At 62.9% G+C, this 19898-nt stretch carries 19 protein-coding genes; 9 read left to right on the top strand and 10 right to left on the bottom strand.

The genetic code is table 11. The features are described 5' to 3' along the window. Position 1 precedes the first annotated feature (1 nt). The 3 genes from hutG to hutI form a co-directional block, all read right to left on the bottom strand. Positions 2-808, bottom strand: coding sequence for an N-formylglutamate deformylase (gene hutG / locus FFR93_RS31780; RefSeq protein ID WP_138396123.1), 807 nt, complete (start codon positions 806-808; stop codon positions 2-4). 202 nt (positions 809-1010) lie between these two features. After that, entirely contained in the window at positions 1011-2546 is a 1536-nt protein-coding gene (hutH, locus tag FFR93_RS31770; RefSeq protein WP_138396122.1) for a histidine ammonia-lyase, read from the bottom strand. Then, a complete protein-coding gene (gene hutI, locus FFR93_RS31765) occupies positions 2543-3805 on the bottom strand; it encodes an imidazolonepropionase (RefSeq protein ID WP_138396120.1) in 1263 nt (420 codons plus the stop codon). The genes hutH (FFR93_RS31770) and hutI overlap by 4 nt, the downstream gene beginning before the upstream one ends. Positions 3806-3926: 121 nt before the next feature. Between hutI and FFR93_RS31760 the strand changes: the two genes are divergently transcribed. Then, entirely contained in the window at positions 3927-5276 is a 1350-nt protein-coding gene (locus tag FFR93_RS31760) for a formimidoylglutamate deiminase (RefSeq protein WP_138396118.1), read from the top strand. 60 nt (positions 5277-5336) lie between these two features. Then, the gene (hutC, locus tag FFR93_RS31755; protein ID WP_138396117.1) at positions 5337-6059 is read left to right on the top strand and encodes a histidine utilization repressor; all 723 of its coding nucleotides are present in this window, start codon (positions 5337-5339) and stop codon (positions 6057-6059) included. Positions 6060-6091: 32 nt separating this feature from the next. On the opposite strand, the gene hutC (FFR93_RS31750) is transcribed toward hutC (FFR93_RS31755), so the two are convergent. Next, a complete protein-coding gene (hutC, locus tag FFR93_RS31750) occupies positions 6092-6847 on the bottom strand; it encodes a histidine utilization repressor (RefSeq protein WP_064707301.1) in 756 nt (251 codons plus the stop codon). Positions 6848-7041: 194 nt separating this feature from the next. Between hutC (FFR93_RS31750) and FFR93_RS31745 the strand changes: the two genes are divergently transcribed. From FFR93_RS31745 to hutH (FFR93_RS31725), 5 genes are all read left to right on the top strand, one after another. Continuing rightward, complete coding sequence (locus FFR93_RS31745; protein ID WP_138396116.1) at positions 7042-7884, top strand: transporter substrate-binding domain-containing protein; 843 nt, start codon at positions 7042-7044, stop codon at positions 7882-7884. A gap of 105 nt (positions 7885-7989) precedes the next feature. Further along, a complete protein-coding gene (locus tag FFR93_RS31740; protein ID WP_138396114.1) occupies positions 7990-8715 on the top strand; it encodes an ABC transporter permease subunit in 726 nt (241 codons plus the stop codon). 10 nt (positions 8716-8725) lie between these two features. Next, positions 8726-9430, top strand: coding sequence for an ABC transporter permease subunit (locus FFR93_RS31735; RefSeq protein ID WP_064707298.1), 705 nt, complete (start codon positions 8726-8728; stop codon positions 9428-9430). A gap of 26 nt (positions 9431-9456) precedes the next feature. Further along, the gene (locus tag FFR93_RS31730; RefSeq protein ID WP_064707297.1) at positions 9457-10233 is read left to right on the top strand and encodes an ATP-binding cassette domain-containing protein; all 777 of its coding nucleotides are present in this window, start codon (positions 9457-9459) and stop codon (positions 10231-10233) included. Further along, the gene (gene hutH, locus FFR93_RS31725; RefSeq protein ID WP_138396112.1) at positions 10230-11720 is read left to right on the top strand and encodes a histidine ammonia-lyase; all 1491 of its coding nucleotides are present in this window, start codon (positions 10230-10232) and stop codon (positions 11718-11720) included. Before FFR93_RS31730 ends, hutH (FFR93_RS31725) begins: the two co-directional genes overlap by 4 nt. 11 nt (positions 11721-11731) lie before the next feature. Here the strand turns inward: hutH (FFR93_RS31725) and FFR93_RS31720 are convergent, their stop codons facing one another. Further along, the gene (locus tag FFR93_RS31720) at positions 11732-12274 is read right to left on the bottom strand and encodes a hypothetical protein (protein WP_138396110.1); all 543 of its coding nucleotides are present in this window, start codon (positions 12272-12274) and stop codon (positions 11732-11734) included. 189 nt (positions 12275-12463) lie between these two features. Between FFR93_RS31720 and FFR93_RS31715 the strand changes: the two genes are divergently transcribed. Then, the gene (locus tag FFR93_RS31715) at positions 12464-13201 is read left to right on the top strand and encodes a phosphatase PAP2 family protein (RefSeq protein WP_064713245.1); all 738 of its coding nucleotides are present in this window, start codon (positions 12464-12466) and stop codon (positions 13199-13201) included. Between the two features lie 60 nt (positions 13202-13261). On the opposite strand, the gene FFR93_RS31710 is transcribed toward FFR93_RS31715, so the two are convergent. The 5 genes from FFR93_RS31710 to FFR93_RS31690 all read right to left on the bottom strand — a co-directional run bounded on the left by FFR93_RS31710 (position 13262) and on the right by FFR93_RS31690 (position 18274). After that, positions 13262-15823, bottom strand: coding sequence for an FAD-dependent oxidoreductase (locus tag FFR93_RS31710; RefSeq protein WP_138396109.1), 2562 nt, complete (start codon positions 15821-15823; stop codon positions 13262-13264). 270 nt (positions 15824-16093) lie between these two features. Beyond that, on the bottom strand, positions 16094-16333 hold the full coding sequence (locus FFR93_RS31705) for a hypothetical protein (RefSeq protein ID WP_064707291.1): 240 nt from the start codon (positions 16331-16333) through the stop codon (positions 16094-16096). A gap of 9 nt (positions 16334-16342) precedes the next feature. Further along, positions 16343-16603: a hypothetical protein gene (locus FFR93_RS31700; protein ID WP_064707290.1), complete on the bottom strand. Its 261-nt coding sequence runs from the start codon at positions 16601-16603 to the stop codon at positions 16343-16345. Beyond that, complete coding sequence (locus FFR93_RS31695) at positions 16604-16939, bottom strand: transcriptional regulator (RefSeq protein WP_064707289.1); 336 nt, start codon at positions 16937-16939, stop codon at positions 16604-16606. Positions 16940-17248: 309 nt separating this feature from the next. Next, on the bottom strand, positions 17249-18274 hold the full coding sequence (locus FFR93_RS31690; RefSeq protein WP_171049286.1) for an AraC family transcriptional regulator: 1026 nt from the start codon (positions 18272-18274) through the stop codon (positions 17249-17251). 59 nt (positions 18275-18333) lie between these two features. Here FFR93_RS31690 and FFR93_RS31685 point away from each other — a divergent pair, with 59 nt between their 5' ends. Next, on the top strand, positions 18334-19800 hold the full coding sequence (locus tag FFR93_RS31685; protein WP_138396107.1) for an alpha-glucosidase/alpha-galactosidase: 1467 nt from the start codon (positions 18334-18336) through the stop codon (positions 19798-19800). The last annotated feature ends 98 nt before the right edge of the window (positions 19801-19898 follow it).

The following is a 19898-nucleotide window of genomic DNA, read 5'->3' as shown; positions in this document are numbered from 1 at the left end:
CTTAGCGCTTGAGGCCCGGCGCGATCTGTTCGATGCGCACCAGAATGTCTTTGAGATGGACGCGAAGCCTGTCCGCCTTGGCGGCGTCATAGGCGAAGGGCGGCGCCTCGGTTTGAAGATGCGTTGATTGTGCGAGCTCCATCTGGATGGCATGCACGCCGGTTTCGGGCCGGCCATAGTGTCGGGTCGTCCAGCCGCCCTTGAAGCGGCCGTTGAGCACGCTGTCATAGCCTTCGGCGGCTTCGACAACCGTGAGCGTCGCCTGCTCGATGGCGCCGTCGCAGGTCCTGCCCATGTCAGTGCCGATATTGAAATCCGGCAGCTTGCCCTCGAATAGGAAGGGAATATGCGAGCGGATGGAGTGGCAATCATAGAGAATCACAACGCGATGGATTGCCTTTACACGTTCGATCTCGGCGGCAAGAGCGGCGTGATAGGGCGCATGAAAATCCCGCAGCCGCGCGGCGATATCGGCCTCGTCAGGCGCCTGCCCATCCTTCCAGATCGGTTTGCCATCGAAGTCCGTTTCCGGGACAAGGCCGGTGGTGTTCTGGCCGGGATAGAGACTGACGCCCTGCGGATCGCGGTTGGCGTCGATCACGTAGCGGTGGAAGGTGGCGCGCACGGTCGTGACATCGTCGAGCAGGCCGCCATAGAGCCGGTGGATGTGCCAGTCGGTATCGGCGAGGATCCTGCCATTGTCGTTGAGCCGGTCGGCGATCCCCGGCGACACGTCGGTGCCGGTATGGGGGAAAGCGAGGATGACGGGGGAGGTGCCCCGATGGATTTCGTATGGTGCGACACTCATAGGCAAAGCGCTCCAGCGCTGAGGGTGTCACCCCCCTCTGTCCTGCCGGACATCTCCCCCACAAGGGGGGAGATCGACGCGCGGATAGTATCTCCCCAAACAATCGATGTTAGAGCGCGCGGGGCTGCCCAGCCGATCTCCCCACCTGTGGGGGAGATGCCCGGCAGGGCATAGGGGGGTACCAAGTGCACATACATCACGATCAGCCCTCCAGAACCGGCAAGATGCCCGAGGAAACGGCGGCATTCAGCGCGCCCGTCCCCACCAGCTCGGCAGCGGCGGCGAGGTCATCCGCCATATAGCGGTCGCTCTCGAGGCTCGGCACTTTGCTGCGGATCGCCGCGATCGCCTTCATAAGCTCCGGGCTCGTCGCCAACGGCGCGCGCAGCTCGACGCCCTGGGCGGCGGTCAGCGCTTCGATGCCGATGATGCCAAATAGGTTCTCGGTCATGACAAGTAGACGGCGAGCGCCGTGGCAGGCCATGGAGACATGGTCTTCCTGGTTGGCCGAGGTCGGCGTCGAATCGACCGAAGCCGGGTGCGACATCTGCTTGTTCTCCGACATCAGCGCCGCCGAAGTGACCTCCGCGATCATCAGGCCGGAGTTCAGGCCCGGCTTCTTGGCCAGGAAGGCCGGTAGGCCGTAGGAGAGCGTGGGGTCGACCAAAAGCGCGATGCGGCGCTGCGAGATCGCGCCGATCTCGCAGACGGCAAGCGCGATCTGGTCGGCGGCGAAGGCGACGGGTTCGGCGTGAAAGTTGCCGCCGGACACGACGGAATTGTCCGACAGCACCAGCGGATTGTCGGTGACCGCATTAGCCTCGATTTCGAGTGTGCGGGCGACCGAGCGCAAGAGATCGAGGCAGGCGCCGTCGACCTGCGGCTGGCAGCGGATGCAATAGGGATCCTGCACACGCTCGTCGCCCTCGATATGGCTCTGGCGGATCACGGAGTTTTCGAGCAGGCCGCGAAGCGCGGCTGCTGTATCGATCTGGCCCTTATGGCCGCGCAGGCTGTGAATATCGGCGTGGAAGGGCGCCGAGGAGCCCATGGCGGCGTCGGTTGACATGGCGCCGGTAATTAATGCGGATTGGGCGGCTCGATGGGCGCGGAAAAGGCCGGCAAGCGCCAAGGCCGTCGAGGCCTGGGTGCCGTTGATCAGCGCCAGGCCCTCCTTGGCGGCGAGCACGACCGGTTTCAGCCCGGCCCTTTCCAAGGCCAGCGCACCGGGAAAGCGTTCGCCGGCAAAGAAGGCTTCGGCCTCGCCCATCATCACCGCCGCCATATGGGCAAGCGGCGCGAGATCGCCGGAGGCGCCGACAGACCCTTTTTCCGGAATCAGCGGAATGACGCCCTTCTCGAGCATGCCTTCGATCAGCCGCACCAGTTCCAGCCGCACACCGGAGGCGCCACGTCCGAGCGAGACCAGCTTCAGCGCCATGATCAGCCGGACGATATCCTCGGGCAGCGGCGCGCCGATGCCGCAGCAATGCGAGAGGATGAGATTGCGCTGCAACGTGGCGACGTCGGCGCTGTCGATCTTGATCGAGGCGAGTTTGCCGAAGCCCGTATTGATGCCGTAAACAGGCGCGTTGCCGGCTGCGATCTCGCCAATGCGGGCTGCCGCCTTGATTATGCCGGCATCGAAAGAGCGATCGAGCCTAGCAGGTTCGCCTGTCCAGTAGATCCTCTCGAGATCTCTGAGGGAGACGGAGCCCGGGTGGAGCGTGATGGTCATCGGCCGTTCCTTTCGCCCTTGAAGACACGTTCGTGAAGCGGGTTGAAGCCGATGCGGTAGACGAGCTCGGCGAGGCTTTCGACATTCCAGACGGCGAGATCAGCCGATTTGCCAAGCTCTATCGTTCCGGTCTCGGCGATGAGGCCCAGCGCACGGGCGCCTTCTCGGGTGGCGCCGGCGATGCACTCCTCGACGGTGAGGCCGAAGAGCGTCGCCGACATGTTCATGGTCAGCAGCATCGAGGTCAGCGGCGAGGTGCCGGGATTGCAATCGGTGGCGATCGCGATCGGCACCCCTGCCTGGCGCAGCGCCTCTACCGGCGGCTTCTGCTTCTCATGGATGGCGTAGAAGGCGCCGGGCAGGAGTACGGCGACGGTGCCGGAGGCAGCCATCGCGGCAACGCCATCCTCATCGAGATATTCCAGATGATCCGCCGAAAGCGCGCCATATGAGGCGGCGAGCTTGGCGCCACCGAGATTGGAGAGCTGCTCGGCATGCAGCTTGACCGGCAGGCCAAGCTCTTTCGCCTTGTCGAAGACGCGGGCGATCTCGGTCGTGGAAAAGGCGATGCCTTCGCAGAAGCCGTCGACGGCATCGGCAAGGCCGAGATTGTGAACGTCGTCAAGGCCGGGCAGCACGACATCGTCGAGATAATCGCCGTTGCGGCCCCTATATTCCACTGGCGTCGCGTGTGCGCCGAGATAGCTGGTGGCGACGCGGACCGGCCTGATATGGCCGAGCAGGCGGGCGCTCTGCAGCATCTTCACTTCACCGATCCGGCTGAGCCCATAGCCGGATTTGACCTCGATCGTGGTGACGCCTTCGCCAAGCAGCGTATCGAGCCGCGGCAGGGCTTCGGCGACAAGCTCCTCGACAGACAGCGCATTGGTCGCCTTGACGGAGGAGACGATGCCGCCGCCGGCCCGGGCGATCTCCTCATAGGTCGCGCCGGCCAGGCGCATCTCGAATTCGCGGGCCCGATTGCCGCCGTGAACGACATGGGTGTGGCAGTCGACGAGACCGGGGGTGACCCAGCGGCCCTCGAGATCGACGATCTGGGATTGCTCGATGGCGGATGCCGGCAATTCGCTTTCGGCGCCGGCAAAGGCGATGCGGCCGTTTTCAGTGAGCAGGGCGCCCTTTTCGACGATGCCGAGACCCGCCCTGTCAGACGCGAGGGTCGCCAGCCGCGCATTACGCCACAGTACCGGCCTCATGTCTGCGGATGGGGCTTCCTCTGAAAAATTGTTCCCGGTCATCAGCTTTGCGCCTTTCCTTATGTCGAAACATGTATATACATAATCGCTAGGTGACAAGAGAAATTTTGCGCGCTTTTCTGGAAAAGAAAGATCGGCGGCGCGACAGAAGGAGAATGAGGTCATGACCACACTTCACGCAGCGACAGCCCTGACCCCGCAAGGCTGGCAGAAGGATGTGCGGCTGACGCTCGAAGCTGGGCGCATCGCGCGGCTTGAGGCGAGCGTTTCTCCTGCGCCGGGCGACGAACGCCATGCTCTCGTCGTTCCCGCCATGGGCAATCTGCACAGCCATGCCTTCCAGCGGGCGATGGCGGGTCTTGCCGAAGTGCGCGGGCCTGCCAATGACAGCTTCTGGAGCTGGCGCACGGTGATGTACAAATTCGCTTTGGCGATGACGCCGGAGCACGTCGAGGCGGTCGCCGCCAAGCTCTATGCCGAGATGCTGGAGGCCGGTTTTTCCCGCGTCGGCGAGTTCCACTATCTCCATCACGACCCGGATGGCAGCGCTTACGCCAATATCGCCGAGCTTGCCGAACGCATCGGCGCGGCAAGCGAAGAGACGGGTATCGGCCTGACGCTTATACCGGTCTTTTATGCCCATTCCGGATTCGGGGGCGTTGCGCCGATCGACGGCCAGCGGCGTTTCATCAATTCGCTCGAAAGCTTCGAAAGGCTGATGGAAGGGTGCCGGGCGGTGACAGGCCGGCTCGACGGCGCCGAACTCGGGCTCGCGCCGCACAGCCTGCGGGCCGTGACGCCGGAGGAACTTGCAAGACTGGTGCCGATGGCGGGCGGCGGCCCCATTCATATCCATGTCGCCGAGCAGGTGAAGGAGGTCGAGGACTGCATCGCGTGGTCGGGTGCGCGTCCCGTGGAATGGCTGCTCGATCATATGCCGGTCGACCGGCGCTGGTGCCTGATCCATGCGACCCACATGAGCGAGGACGAGACGCGGCGGATGGCGAGAAGCGGGGCGATCGCCGGCCTCTGCCCGGTCACCGAGGCCAATCTTGGCGACGGCGCCTTTGCCGCGCCGCTTTTCCTTGCGGAGGGCGGGCGCTACGGCATCGGTTCGGATTCCAATGTGCTGATCTCGCTGCCCGGAGAATTGCGCCAGCTCGAATATTCGCAGCGTCTGGCGCTGCGCGCCCGCAATGTCGTCGCAGCAGCACCCGGCGGCTCGACGGCGATTTCCCTGTTCACCCAGGCGCTTGCCGGCGGCGGCGCGGCATTGAAGGCACCGGCCGGTCTCGTCGAGGGCCATGCTGCCGATCTCGTTTCGCTCGATATTTCAGCCGTTCCCTACCTTTCCGGCGACCAAATCCTCGATCATTGGCTGTTTGCCGGCGGCATTTCGGTCGACTGCGTCTGGGCGCGCGGCCGCAAGCAGGTGGCGGGCGGGCGCCATGTCGGGCGCGACGCGATCGACCGGCGTTTCCTCGCGGCGATGGGCGAATTGTTGGCTGCTTGAAAAAGCGCTTTTCACAGGCGGGTATCGGATTTAGATCGGGGAACCAATCGGAACGTGGCGATGAACCAAAGCCGGGATCTGACCCTGCACCAGCGCATTCTCGGCGAGATCGAGGGCCGTATCGTCTCGGGCGAATGGCCGCCGGGGCACCGTATTCCTTTCGAGGTCGATCTTGCGACGCAGTATGATTGCTCGCGCATGACGGTGAACAAGGTGCTGACCCAGCTCGCCAAGGCCGGCCTCATCGAGCGTCGCAAGAAATCCGGCAGCTTCGTCACCCAGCCGCAGGCGCAATCGGCCGTTCTCGAAATCCACGACATCAAGGCCGAAGTGCAGTCGCTGAACCTGCCCTACTCCTATGCGGTGTCGAAGAAGACATGCCGCAAGGCCAAAGCGGAAGACAGAAGCCGGCTGGAATTGCCGGTGGCGTCCTCGGTCGTCGAGGTCGTCTGCATCCACAATGCCGGAGCGCGGCCCTTCTGCCTGGAGGAACGGCTGATCAGCCTCGCGACCGTGCCTGAAGCCGCCGATGTCGATTTTCTGACAATGGCGCCGGGGCCATGGCTGCTCAACCAGGTGCCGTGGAGCACGGCCGAACATCGGATCCACGCCATATCAGCCGGTGCCGAAGTGGCCGCGGCACTCGAAATTGCGCGCAACACCGCCTGTCTGGTGGTCGAACGCCGCACCTGGAGCGGCGCCGGCCCGGTGACCCACGTGCGCTTCACCTATCCCGGCGATCGTCACGCGCTGGTGGCGCGGTTCACGCCAGCCTCGCAATAGGCGGCAAGTTCCATATACAAGATGACGGTGATTTACTCTTCAAACATCTTGCCGCTGCGGGCCTCGAGCCGGTAGCGATAGCCGGGGTAGACGAGGCGGGCGGTCGAGACCACCTGCTTTGCCGACCATGTGCGCCGGCGGATTGTCAGGCAGGGTTCGGTCTTCAATATGGTCAGCAGCTTGCATTCCCAGGCCTGCGGCATCGCCGCCTCGACGACGTGCTCGGAGCCGCTGAGCGGGGCGGCCGCCGTCAGATAGGCGTTCGGCGTCACGATCGTGAAATCCTGGGCGAGATATTCGGGGGCGGCCTCGGGATGGACGAAGCGGTCCTCGATCTGCACCGGCACGCCGTTTTCGCTGTGCACGATCAGCGAGTGGAACACTGCCGCGCCGATTTCAAGTTCCAAGGCGTCGGCAACCTCGGGAGAGGCTGTTTCCTGGGCGAGAACGACGACGGAAGCCTCGTGGACATGGCCGCGCTCGGCGATTTCCTCGGCGATGTTGCGCACCTCGAACAGCGCCGAATAACCCTTTCGCTCGGCGACGAAGGACCCGACGCCCTGGATGCGCACGAGTTCGCCCTCATTGGCAAGTTCGCGCAGCGCCCGGTTGGCGGTCATCTTGCTGACGCCGAGTTCGACGACCAGCTCGTTCTCCGACGGCACCCGGTATTTCGGCGGCCACTCGCCGCTGTGGATGCGGTCGAGGATCACCTGCTTGACGCCGGCATAAAGCGGCGTGGTGTCATTGCCCGCCAGTTCGCGCTTCATCTCCCCGGAACGCTTCATTGCCTATTCCTTCTGCACGAATGACAATCGCCGTTTAAATCGACTTTTCTCTTGCATATCACAAAATATCTCATATGGTACCATATACAACCTCCCAATCGGTCCTTGCATGAAAATAGGACGGAAGGGGCAAGCCGGCGAAGATCGGCGTTGGTGCCGCAAGGTCTGTTTCAACTCCAGAGGAGAATTCATCGATGAAATTCAGCGCAATCCTGTTTTGCGGCGTCGCCGCTCTTTCCGCTTTCGCAGCGCCCGCCTTTTCCAAGGACTGGACGAAGGCGACCATCACGCTTGAGGGCGCCTATGCGCCCTGGAACCTCACCAATGCCGACGGCACGCTCGGCGGCTTCGAGCCGGAGCTTGCCAAGGTGCTCTGCGAACGCGCCAAGATCGAATGCACGCTCGTCGCCTCCGACTGGGACGGCATGATCCCGGCGCTCAACGCCGGCAAGTTCGACGTCATCATGGATGCGCTGTCGATTACCGAAGAGCGCCGGCAGGTGATCGACTTCACCATTCCCTATGCCGCCACGCCGGCCGCCTTCGCCACCGCCAAGGACAGCCCGCTCGCCAATGCCGCCGGCACCGGCGCCACGATCAAGATGACGCCAGGTCAGACCGGCGTGAAGGAGATCGAGGCGTTGAAGGAGCTGTTCAAGGGCAAGACGATCGGCATTCAGGCGGCGACCGTCTACGCCAAGTTCGTCTATGACAATTTCGGCGACATCGCTGAGATCCGCGAATACAAGACCGGCGCCGATCGCGACCTTGACCTGCAGAACGGCCGTATTGACCTCGGCTTCGACGATGCCGTCTATTTCGCCAACGCCTTCCAGGCCGCCAACGGTGCGCTCGCCTTCACCGGCCCTGAGATCGCCGGCTCGATCTGGGGCGAGGGCGAAGGTCTCGGCATCCGCAAGGCCGATACGGAACTGCGCGACAAGTTCAACGAGGCGATCAAGTCGGCTCTTGCCGACGGCACGGTCAAGACCCTTTCGATGAAGTGGTTCAAGATGGACGTCAGCCCGCAGCAATAAGCCTCCGGCCACTTGGCCGCGGGCACCGGTCTCCGGCTTTATCGCCGGGGACCGCGTGTTATTCTCAAATCCATAAGACACTGCCACGGACGGGGAACGGACGATATGGCAAGCTTGGAACTGCTCGGCTTCGGCTCGACGGGATGGGGCGCGCTGCTTATTGTCGCCGCCCTGATGACGCTCGCCGTCACCGCGACGGCGCTTGCAATCGGCGCCGTGCTGGGCGCGATCGTCGCGGCAGCGAAACTCTCCGGCAATCCTATCCTCGTCGCGCTCGGCAACGTCTACACCACCGTGTTTCGCGGCGTGCCGGAACTGCTGATTATCTACCTCATCTATTTCGGCGGCTCCTCGGCCGTCACCTCGATCGGCAAGGCGATGGGCTACGAAGGCTTCCTCGGCCTGCCCTCCTTTGCCGCCGGCGCGCTTGCCGTCGGCATCATTTCCGGTTCCTATCAGGCGGAAGTGTTCCGCGGTGCCTTCCTCGCCATTTCCAAGGGCGAACTCGAAGCCGCCTCGGCGATCGGCATGCATCGCGGCATGCGCTTTCGCCGCATCATCATGCCGCAGGTGCTTCGCTTCGCCATTCCCGGCCTCGGCAATGTCTGGCAGCTCAGCCTCAAGGATTCGGCGCTGATCTCCGTCACCGGCCTTGCCGAACTGATGCGCACCAGCCAGGTGGCGGCGGGCTCGACGCGGCAATATTTCCTGTTCTTCATCGCTGGCGGTTGCCTCTATCTGATCCTGACCAGCCTGTCGGACCGCGTCTTTAACGGCGCCGAACGCCGGGCCAACCGCAGCATGCCCGCCTCGGCCATGGGCCAGGCGTAAGGGGGCGACGATGGATTTCACCTTTCTCGCCTCGACCATGGTCACGCTGCTGAAAGCAGTGCCGACGACGCTGATCCTGTTTTCGCTGTCGATCTTCTTCGGTGGTCTGCTGGCGCTCGTCATCGTCTGGATGCGGGTCAGCGGCAACCCGGTGCTGTCGGGCTTTGCCAAGGGCTATATCTTCGTCTTCCGCGGCTCGCCGCTCTTGATCCAGATGTTCCTGGTCTTCTACGGCCTGGGCCAGTTCGGTGTCATCCGCTATTCGTTCCTCTGGCCGTTCCTGCGCGAGCCGATGGTCTGCGCCATCCTGTCCTTGGCGCTCTGCACGGCCGGCTACACGGCGGAGATTTTCCGCGGCGGCATCCGCGCCGTCTCGCCGAAGGAGATCGAGGCGGCGCGCTCGATCGGCATGTCAGGCTTCCTGCTGGTGCGCCGCATCCTGGCGCCGATCGCCTTCCGCCACGCGCTGCCGGCCTATTCCACCGAGATCGTGCTGATGATGAAGTCGACGGCGCTTGCAAGCCTCGTCACCGTCTGGGAGGTCACCGGTGTGGCCCAGCGGCTGATCTCGCAGACCTACCGCACGATGGAAGTCTTCCTCTGCGCGGCGATCATCTATCTCGTTTTGAACTTCATCATCCTGCAGGGCATGGCCCTGCTCGAATATTCGCTCTCCCGACACCGCCGTGCGATTCCGCAGGCTCTGAAGGCGTAGGCGTTTTTGACCTGATTGGAGCAACCATGCCAGGCGTCACCCGACTTTCGGTTCGCAATATCCGCAAGAGCTTCGGCACGCACGAGGTCTTGCGCGGCATTTCCCTCGACGCCCAGGACGGCGATGTGATTTCGCTGCTCGGCGCCTCCGGCTCCGGCAAATCGACCTTCCTGCGCTGCATCAACCTGCTCGAAACCGCCAGTGACGGGGAAATCTGGGTGGACGGCGAGCATATCGAGATGATTCACAAGAAGGGCAAGACAAGGCCGGCCAGCCAGAAGCAGGTCGACCATATCCGCTCCGAGCTCGGCATGGTCTTCCAGTCCTTCAATCTCTGGTCCCACATGACGATCCTGCAGAACGTCATCGAAGGGCCCATCCACGTGTTGAAGCGGCCGCGCGCCGAATGCATCGCCGAGGCCGAGGCACTGCTGGAAAAGGTCGGCATCGCAGACAAGCGCCATGCCTATCCCGCCCATCTCTCCGGCGGCCAGCAGCAGCGCGCCGCAATAGCCCGCGCATTGGCGATGAAGCCGAAGGTCATGCTGTTCGACGAGCCGACATCGGCGCTCGATCCGGAACTGGTCGGCGAGGTGCTGCGTGTCATGCGCGCGCTGGCTGAGGAAGGCATGACCATGCTCGTCGTCACCCATGAGATGAGTTTTGCCCGCAACGTCTCCAACCGCGTGGTTTTCATGCGCGAAGGGCTGATCGAGAGCAGCGGAACGCCGGACGAGATGTTTGCCGGCGGCGCGACACCCGCCTTCCGCCAGTTCATCGGCCATTTCGGAACGGGTCAATGACCATCACTCTCGATAGGCTGCTGAGCTGGCGCGATGTCGCCCGCGTCGGCGCAGGGGAAAGTCTTGTCTTGTCGCCGGCTGCCTGGGCGCGGGTCGACGAGGCAAGCCGCATCGTCGCGCGCATCGTCGAAACCGGCGTGCGCGCCTATGGCGTCAACACCGGCGTCGGAGCGCTGGCCGATACGGTGGTCGACCGTGCCTCGCAGAGCCTGTTGTCGCGCAGCATCGTGCTCAGCCATGCCTGCGGCGTCGGGCCGCTGCTGGCGGCCCGCGAAGTGCGGGCCATCATCGCCGCTCAGATCGCCAATTTCGCCCACGGCCATTCCGGCGTGCGGCGCGAGATCGTCGAGCATCTCGCAGCCCTGCTGGCGCATGATTGCATTCCCGACGTGCCGTCGAAAGGCTCGGCGGGTTACCTCACCCATAATGCCCATACGGCGCTCGTGCTAATCGGCGAAGGCAGCGCCACGCTCGGCGGCGAACGCCTGAGCGGCCGCGACGCGCTGGAAGCGATCGGCCTCGAACCGCTCGTGCTCGGCGCCAAGGAGGGCTTGAGCCTCGTCAACGGCACGGCTTGCGCCACCGGCTTGAGTGCCACGGCACTTGTGCGCGCCGAACGGCTGCTCGACTGGGCCGATGCCATCGCGGCGCTGACGCTGGAAGCGGCAGGCTGCCAGATCGCCGCCTTCGACGAGGCAGTGCTGAAGCTGCGCCCGTCCGCCGGCATCGAAAAGGTCGGGGCGACGTTGCGCGCCCGCCTTTCCGGCAGCCGCCTTGTCGCCGCCGCCTTCGGCCGGCGCACCCAGGATGCGCTGAGCCTTCGTTCGGTGCCGCATGCCCATGGCGCCGCCCGCGACGTCTTCGACAATTCCGCTCGCGCCGTCGACCAGGAACTGGCTTCAGTGACGGACAATCCGGCCGTCTGGGGCACGCCGGAGCAGCCGATCGTCTCCTCCGAGGCGCATGCGGTTGCCCCGGCCCTTGGGCAGGCGGCCGATAGCCTTGCGATTGCGCTGGGCCAGATCGGCGCGATCAGCGAACGGCGCATGGACCGGCTGGTCAATCCGCTGGTGAGCGGTCTGCCGCCTTTTCTCGCGAGCGATGCCGGCAGCCATTCCGGCTTCATGATCGCGCAATATACCGCAGCCGCGCTCAGCAACGAGAACCGCCGCCTTGCCGCACCCGCGGCGATGGACGGCGGCCTGACCTCCGGCCTGCAGGAGGATTTCCTCGCCCACCCGACGGCCGCCGCCGGCAAGCTGCTCGCCGTCATCGACAATGCCGAATATATCCTGGCGATCGAGCTGATGGCCGCCGCCCAGGCGCATGATTTCCTGGCTGCGACGGCGCCGCGGGCGCACGGCACGGACCTTGTCTACTCGGTCGTGCGACAGCAGGTCTCCCATTATCGAGACGATCGGCCGCTCAATGGCGACATCGAGGCCGTGCGAAGCCTGATCCGCGAGACTGCACCGCCAATGGGCTGAACCGGCAACGGTCAGAAAGGCTTGCTGGTCGCGGAATCCTGCTTGGGTTTTCCCCCGGCTTCGAGACGCTCGAGGCATTCATCATAGGTCGGATAGAGCTGGTCGACCCGCGAGAGCGGCAGCGTCCAGTCGCCTTCGTCGCCGGCAAAGGTCAGTTGCACGTCGGGAGTTCCAGAGAAGGAATTCTTGATGATCTTCTTCAGTCCGGCGCTTCCCTTGCTGCCCGGAGGCCAGAGGCGAAGCGTGTTCTTGTCGAAGAACTCAGCCGCAACCACTTTCGTCTGCGTACGATCGGTCAGCGTCACCTCGGTCTTGGTGTCGGCCGGAATGTCCCATGTCTTCTTCGCCACCAGCCAGAAGGTCTCCGTGGCACTCTGGCGGAACTCCATTGTCTTGCCGATTTCGCTGTCCCACAGCAGCCGGCAATAGGAAGGCTGTTCGCTGACAAAACCGACCGACCACTGTCTCGCACCGCCCATCCATTCGGTCTCGCCGAAGGCGGAGACCGGCTGCAGGGCGGCCGCCATTACAACCACAGCGGTCAGAATGTTCATCGCTGAAACCTCCAGGACAATTGGCTTAAGCGATAGCAAAAGAAAGTTGAGCTTTTGCTACCGGTCATCTGAAATCGGGCGGGGATCAGGCCCGCGAACAACTCCGAACGCTGCAAAGCCTTGAAATTAAGGCTCACCTTGCCGATCTGGCGGGGATGGACATGATATGAAGGGAGCTCGAAAGCCGGCATGAGTGAGGTTCAACGACGCGGTTTCCTGGCGAGGCTCAATGCCTATGAGCCACTGACGCTGATCATGCTGGCATCCGTCGCAGGCGGGCTATTCGTGCTGCAGCGGCTGACGAGCGAAGTTCTCGAGGGGGAAACTTTCCGTTTCGACGAGGCGGTTTTGCTGGCGCTGCGACGGGCGGACGATCTTGCCGTGCCGATCGGTCCGGCGTGGCTGACCCATGCCGTCGACGATATCACCAGCCTCGGCGGCATCACGGTCCTGGCGCTGCTGACGGTTCTCATCACCGTCTATCTCTTGCTTGACCGACGCTGGCCGATTGCGATCTTTGTCTTTTCCTCGGTGCTGACGGGCTGGCTCGCGAGCACGCTGCTCAAGATCCTCATCGCGCGGCCGCGTCCCGATGTCGTGCCACATCTGATCGAGGTCAGCGATCTCAGCTTTCCCTCAGGGCACGCCATGGCCTCGGCGGTCACCTACCTGACGCTCGGCGCGCTCGTCGCGCGCACCCAGCGTTACCGGTCGACGCGGATCTTCGTCATGGGCGCCGGGGTCTTCCTGGCCGTCATCATCGGTCTCAGCCGGATCTATCTCGGCGTCCATTACCCCACGGACGTCTTCGCCGGATGGTGCGCCGGTGCGCTCTGGGCGCTCGGCTGCTGGCTGATCTCGAAACGATTCATTCCCAGCCGTGCGCCTGACGATGGCGTCGAAACTGCAAATGGCGACGACCAATAGGAAGTGGCGCCGCATGTTTGCGGCGCCATGGCAGTCGAACGTGAAAGTTCGCGACGCGCTTTAGGTGCGCGGCTTCAGATTTTCCGGGTCATAGATCGGCTTATAGCCGACGCCGACAACCTCCACCGGATAGCTCTCGGCGAAATACTCGACATTCAGCTTGCGGCCGACCTGGCAATGCGACCAGGGCAGGTAGGCCAAAGCAATGTTCTTGCCAACTGTCGGGCCGTAGGCGATCGAGGTCGTGTACGACCGGCGGCCGAGCTCGTCGACCAGAACCTCTCCGGTGGTGGGGTCGACAACCGGGAGGTTGCCGACGGGATAACGCTTGACGCCCGACTTGTCGGTATTCTCGGTCATCACAAGCGTGCAGAGCATGGCGGGCTGATGCTCACGCGCCTTGTATTCAAGATGTTTTGCCTTGCCGCGGAAGTCGGCTTCCTTGACCTTCGGACGAGCAAGATCGGCTTCGATCAGGTTGTACTGGGTCAGGAGGTCGGCGTTCTGCAGGCGCAGGCTCTTCTCCATGCGGCGCGAGTTCGCATAGGTCTCGACGCCGAAGGCCATCACACCGGTCGCGCGCAGCGCGTCCCAGACGGCGAGGCCGTCTTCGTACTTCATATGCAGTTCCCAGCCCTGCTCGCCGACATAGGAGATGCGGAAGGCGGTGACTGATTTGCCGGCGATTTCGATCGGCTTGATCGCCGCGAAGGCGAAGTTTTCCTGATCGAGCCCGGCCGGATCGGCCACTGCTTTTTTGAGCGTGTCGCGTGCGTTCGGACCCCAGATGCCGATCGTCACGAATTTCTCCGAGACGTCGGTAATGGTCACGTCAAGGCCACGGTCTTGGGCGACGCGCTTCATATAGTGCAGGTCGCGCGGGCCGGCATCGGCGCCGTTGACGAGACGGCACCGGTCGGCCATGCGGAAGACCGTGAAATCGGCGCGCACCATGCCTTCGTCGTCGAGGAAGTGGGTGTAGATACCCTTGCCGATATTTGCATCGCCGCCGATCTTGGCGGCGCACAGCCATTCCATCAGCTCGACATGGTCGGGCCCCTCGATATCGACCATATGGAAATGGCTGAGATTGACGATGCCGCAATCCTCGCTCATTGCCAGATGTTCGGCATTCGAGACGCGCCAGAAATGGCGGCTGTCCCATTCGTTCTCGCGAACCGGGACGCGGTCGGCATATTTTTCCAGAAGGTGCTCGTTGGCGGCGTAGCCGTGCGCACGCTCCCAGCCGCCCAGTTCCATGAAGTAGCCGCCAAGCTCCTTTTCGCGCTCGTAGAAGGGCGAGCGCTTGACGTTGCGGCCGGATGCATAGGGTTCGCGGGTGTGAACAGCCGGGAAATAGATCTTCTGGGCGGCTTCGAAGCAGCGGCCTTCGATGAACTCCTCCGTCAGCTGATGCGGGTAGAAGCGGGCGTAGTCGATGCTGTTGTGATCGATTTCGGTCCGGCCGTCGGTCATCCAGTCGGCGATCAGCTTGCCATAGCCCGGGCCGTCCTTGACCCAGATGGCAACGCAATACCAGAGGCCGCGCACCTTCTGGCTCTCGCCGCAGGATGGGCCGCCGGCAGCGGAAACCTGCAGCAGGCCATTGAAGGAGTGACCTTCGTTATAGCCGAGTTCGCCGAGGATCGGCGTCAGTTCCATGGCGCGCTCGAGCGGCTCGATGATCTGTTCCATCTCAAGGTCGCGCTGCGAGGGCGAAAGCCGCGCCTCGTGTTTTTCGAGAAGTTCGCGCGGATGGCACATGCGCGGATTGGTGGCTTCGTAATAACCCCACTCGATCTGGCCGCCCTCTGTCGTCGCCGGGTCGCCGGTATCGCGCATATAGGCGGAGTTGCCCTGGTCGCGCAGCAGCGGGAAGCCGATTTCCTTGCCGGTGCCTTCAAACTCGTTATAGGGACCGAAGAAGGTGAGCGGGTGGTCAACCGGCATGACCGGCAGGTCTTCGCCGACCATTTCCGCGATCAGGCGGCCCCACAGGCCGGCGCAGACGATGACATGGTCGGCCATGATCGTGCCGCGATGAGTGACGACGCCCTTGATGCGGCCGCCTTCGACGATCAGCGACTTCGCCGGCGTATTGCCGAAAACCTTGAGCTTGCCTGCCTTTTCGGCGGCATCGACCAGCTTGCCGGCAACGGTCTGCGAACGCGGAATGACGAGGCCGGCGTCGGGATCGAAGAGGCCGCCCATCACCTGATCTTCCTCGATCAGCGGGAACTTCTCCTTGATCTCGGCAGGGCTGACATAATGGGCGCGTGTGCCGAAAGCGCGGGCCGAGGAAAGCTTGCGCTTGATTTCCTCCATCCAGGCGTGGTCGCCGGTGCGCGCCACTTCGAGGCCGCCGATGCGGGCGTAATGGCCCATCTTCTCGTAGAAGTCGATCGAATATTGCGTGGTCCAGACCGATAGATAGTCGTGGCTCGTGGTATAACAGAAATCCGAGGCATGGGCTGTCGAGCCGATATCGGTGGGTATTCCCGACTTATCGATGCCGACGATGTCGTCCCATCCCCGCTCGACGAGATGGTGAGCGATGGAGGCGCCGACGATGCCGCCGAGCCCGATGATGACGACCTTTGCCTTTTCCGGAAATGCTGCCACGTGCTGTTCCTTCTACTTCCGCACGAATTGAAATTACCTAGCCGCTTGGCTTGCGCTTCTCGCGTGAGATGCAGGAGCGATTTCAGCCTCGTGAGCGTGTCACACTTGCCGAAGCTGCAAAACCCCCAGACCTCTCCGTATCGAAGCTGCGATGAGCCATTATGCATAAGGCTCACAATCGCCATTGGTCCTACGCCGCCGAGTAACGGCGCAAACGCGCCAGTCCGGATCGAGGCTGGAGCTATTCGAGAAAGAGCTTGCACGCCCGAATCACGGCGCTGAAATCGCCTCGAGCCGATCGATATCCCCGAGCACGATGTCTTCTGAAACAGGCTCGCGATTGTGCAGGCGGAACCATTCGGCCGCTTCGCGCACGCGGTCGCCGTGCGGCGGGGGATAGGCGCCGAGCCGGAGAACCCACTCGCGCACGGTTTCGCGCTCCATCCGCCCGGCCCGATATCGCTCGCAGACGGTTTTCGCCGAGGCGACGAGATCATTGATGCTTTTCACGGCTGCCCCTCAATGCACGGAAGGTTCTTCATCGTCGAGAAAGGAGCGGATGCCGTCCCGCGCCACGACCGCGAGGAATTCGTCGAAAGCTTCGCGGTCGGTCGCGAAAGGCTCGTCCCACTTGATCAGGTCCTCTGCCTGGGTGACGACTTCCATCGTCCAGTCTCCATTGCTGCCGGCGGCTCGAAAGATATCGACGAGCACCGTAACCCCGTCTTCGGTGAATTCCCCCGCCAACTCGGAGTGCTCAAGCTTCTGTTTCTTTGCCATTCAACCGCCAGCGCCGGGAGGGGCGTCGTTTTTGAGATATTCTTCGTATTGGACCGTCTCGGTCTCGTCAGTGTCTATAGAAGCCGATGCCGATCTTGCCAAGCGAACGCCAGCGCCGCCGCCATTTTCCGCAATGAAAAACACGCCTCCAGCTTCCAGGCTACGCTTCATATCCTGGAGCGTCTGCTCATCGGGGAGAAGCGTTCCGGCCTCGAAACCGGCAATCGTCGCCTTGGCCACCTTCGAGGCTGAAGACAGCTCCTCCTCCGACCACGCGATGAGCGCCCGCGCGGCGCGGCACTGAGCTGGAGATAGACCTGAAGAACCGCCCTGCATTGAGACTCCGTTCCTTGTCCTGGGTCAGCAATGAAGATGTGCCCGCAGGCTGAGAAAGCAAGCAGATGATGCCCAGCACCAGGCGGCTGCTGGCCTGCGCGACCTTCGACGACCTACGCTCATTGGGTGAGGGAGGGTTGATTGACTGAATGTCGACAGGTCCTAATTTAGGTCTCCCTTATTACGCGCCGGGAGGGAAGCTGCGGAAGGTGGCGCTCGACGCCGGATTCACGCATTTCCGTCGGGCGACGGAAACGCCGTTCAACATGGTGTTCGAGGTCCGGGCCTGAATCGGCTCCAGGACCGAAGCTATTTCGGCCTACCGATGCTGGCATACATCCCGGTTGTTCGGAACTCGGTCGGATTGGTGCCGTAGACGCGGCGGAAGACTTTTGAAAAATAATTGGCGTCTTCGAAGCCGCACATGATGGCGACTTCCTTGACCGGCAGGAAGTCCGCCTTGGTCAGCAGCTTGACGGCCCGCTGCAGCCGCTGCTGCAGCACGAATTCGGCCGGCGGCATGCCTTCGCTCTCGGCGAAGCTGCGTGAGAAATGGGCGCGGCTGAGGCCGACGATGCTCGCGAGTTCGCTGACCGGCAGCGGTTTGTCGAGATTGGCGTTGATATGGTCGATCACCGGCTGCATCAATCTGAGCTCGGCGGTAAAGGCCGGTGAGCCGAAGACATCGTCATAGAGCGCCATCGCCGCTTCATAGGCAATCGCAGAGGCGGCCCCCGGCGACGTGGCCCCTTTGAGGAGGCGCAGGCTGCAATCGGCGAGGTGATCGATCGTCGAGGGCTGCAGCTTCAACACCGGGCCCGCGGTCGCCAGCACCAGCTTGTGGATGCGCAAGGTTTCTTCGCCGTTCATCGAGATCCAGAAATATTCCCAGCGGTCTCCCTTCTCCAGCCAGTAGCGGTGATTGTGCGGCACCAAAACGAGCAGCGTATCGCCGCCCTGGAGCCGATAATTGCGGTTCTGGTAACGCAGCCGGCCGGTGCCGCTGATCGTGTGTTGCAGCACGGTGAAAGGAGTCTGGCCGCGGCGGCGGCCGTCCCAGTCATAGGTCTCGTTCTCGCGCACTTCGTACCCGGCACTCGTCGGCATAGCATGCAGCCGCTGGCCTCCGCGAGGCAGCGAAACCGTCCTCATCGCCTGTCCATTGGTGATCAATTCCTGCAGCACAAAATTACCCCTGAAAGCATAATCCTTCTCTGGTCGGCCTGCGGATTTTCGGCATAATCGCCATCGACAAGAGGAAGAGACCACGGCCAGCACAGCGGCCGGGAGGAAAACAGGCAGTTTCACGGCTTTTTCAACCACATGCGCCCGCATGCGGCCTGGTCCTCCATATCATCTTTTCTCTAGCATTCGATTGGGTCGAGGTGAAGATCATGAGTTTCAAAATCGCTATCATCGGTGCGGGCAGCGTCGGTTTCACCAAGAAGCTGTTCACCGATATATTGTGCGTTCCGGAGTTTCGCGACATCGAATTTGCGCTGACCGATATCAGCGAACATAACCTCGAGATGATCAAGGCGATCCTCGACCGTGTCGTCGAGGCGAACAAGCTGCCGACCCGGGTGACGGCGACGACCGACCGGCGCAAGGCGCTGGAAGGCGCGCGTTACGTCATCAGCTGCGTCCGGGTCGGTGGGCTGGAGGCCTATGCAGACGATATCAGGATCCCGCTGAAATACGGCATCGACCAGTGCGTCGGCGATACGATCTGCGCCGGCGGCATTCTCTATGGCCAGCGCAATATCCCCGTCATCCTCGATTTCTGCAAGGACATAAGAGAGGTCGCCGAGCCCGGCGCGAAATTCCTGAACTATGCCAACCCGATGGCGATGAACACCTGGGCGGCGATCGAATACGGCAAGGTTGACACCGTCGGCCTCTGCCACGGTGTGCAGCACGGCGCCGAACAGATCGCCGAGGTGCTCGGCGCCAAGTCGGTGAGCGAACTCGATTACATCTGCTCCGGCATCAACCACCAGACCTGGTTCATCGATCTGCGCCTCAACGGCCGCAGGATCGGCAAGGACGAGCTGGTCGCGGCCTTCGAGGCGCATCCCGTCTATTCGCAGCAGGAGAAATTGCGCATCGACGTGCTGAAGCGTTTCGGCGTCTATTCCACCGAGAGCAACGGCCACCTCTCGGAATATCTGCCCTGGTACCGCAAGCGGCCGGAGGAGATCACCCGCTGGATCGACATGTCCGACTGGATCCATGGCGAGACCGGCGGCTACCTCCGTCACTCGACGGAAACGCGCAACTGGTTCGAGACGGAGTTCCCGCAATTCCTCGAATCCGCCTCCAAGCCGATCGATCCCGCCAGGCGCTCGAACGAACATGCGAGCCACATTCTGGAGGCTTTGGAGACCAACCGGGTCTATCGCGGCCATTTCAACGTCAAGAACAACGGCGTCATCACCAATCTGCCGTTGGATGCGATCATCGAATCGCCCGGCTTCGTCGATCGCTTCGGCATCAATATGGTCTCCGGCGTCACCCTGCCGGAAGCCTGTGCGGCGACCTGCATCGCCTCGATCAACGTCCAGCGCATGTCGGTGCATGCGGCCATATCGGGCGATATCGAGCTCTTGAAGCTTGCAGTGCTGCACGATCCGCTGGTCGGCGCCGTGGCGACGCCTGAGGAGGTCTGGCAGATGGTCGACGAGATGGTCGTCGCCCAGGCGCGCTGGCTGCCGCAATATGCCGACGCCGTGCCGGCCGCCAAGGAGCGGCTGTCGAGATCGAAGGTGCAGACCCGTGACTGGGCGGGTGCTGCACGCCGCAACGTCCGCTCGATCGAGGAGCTGCGTGCGGAAAAGGCGGCTCTGAAACAGGCCGTGTGAATCGCGTGAACGACGGGTCGTCATCGGTTTCCGGGAGGGAAATCCATGACACCGGGCCCGTTTTCACATCGTGCGAGGAAAGGGAGCCGCGTGAGCCG

Origin of the sequence: Rhizobium sp. MHM7A (genome assembly GCF_005862215.1) — a bacterium.
Taxonomy (GTDB): domain Bacteria; phylum Pseudomonadota; class Alphaproteobacteria; order Rhizobiales; family Rhizobiaceae; genus Rhizobium; species Rhizobium bangladeshense.
This window is presented reverse-complemented; position numbering and strand designations above follow the sequence as displayed.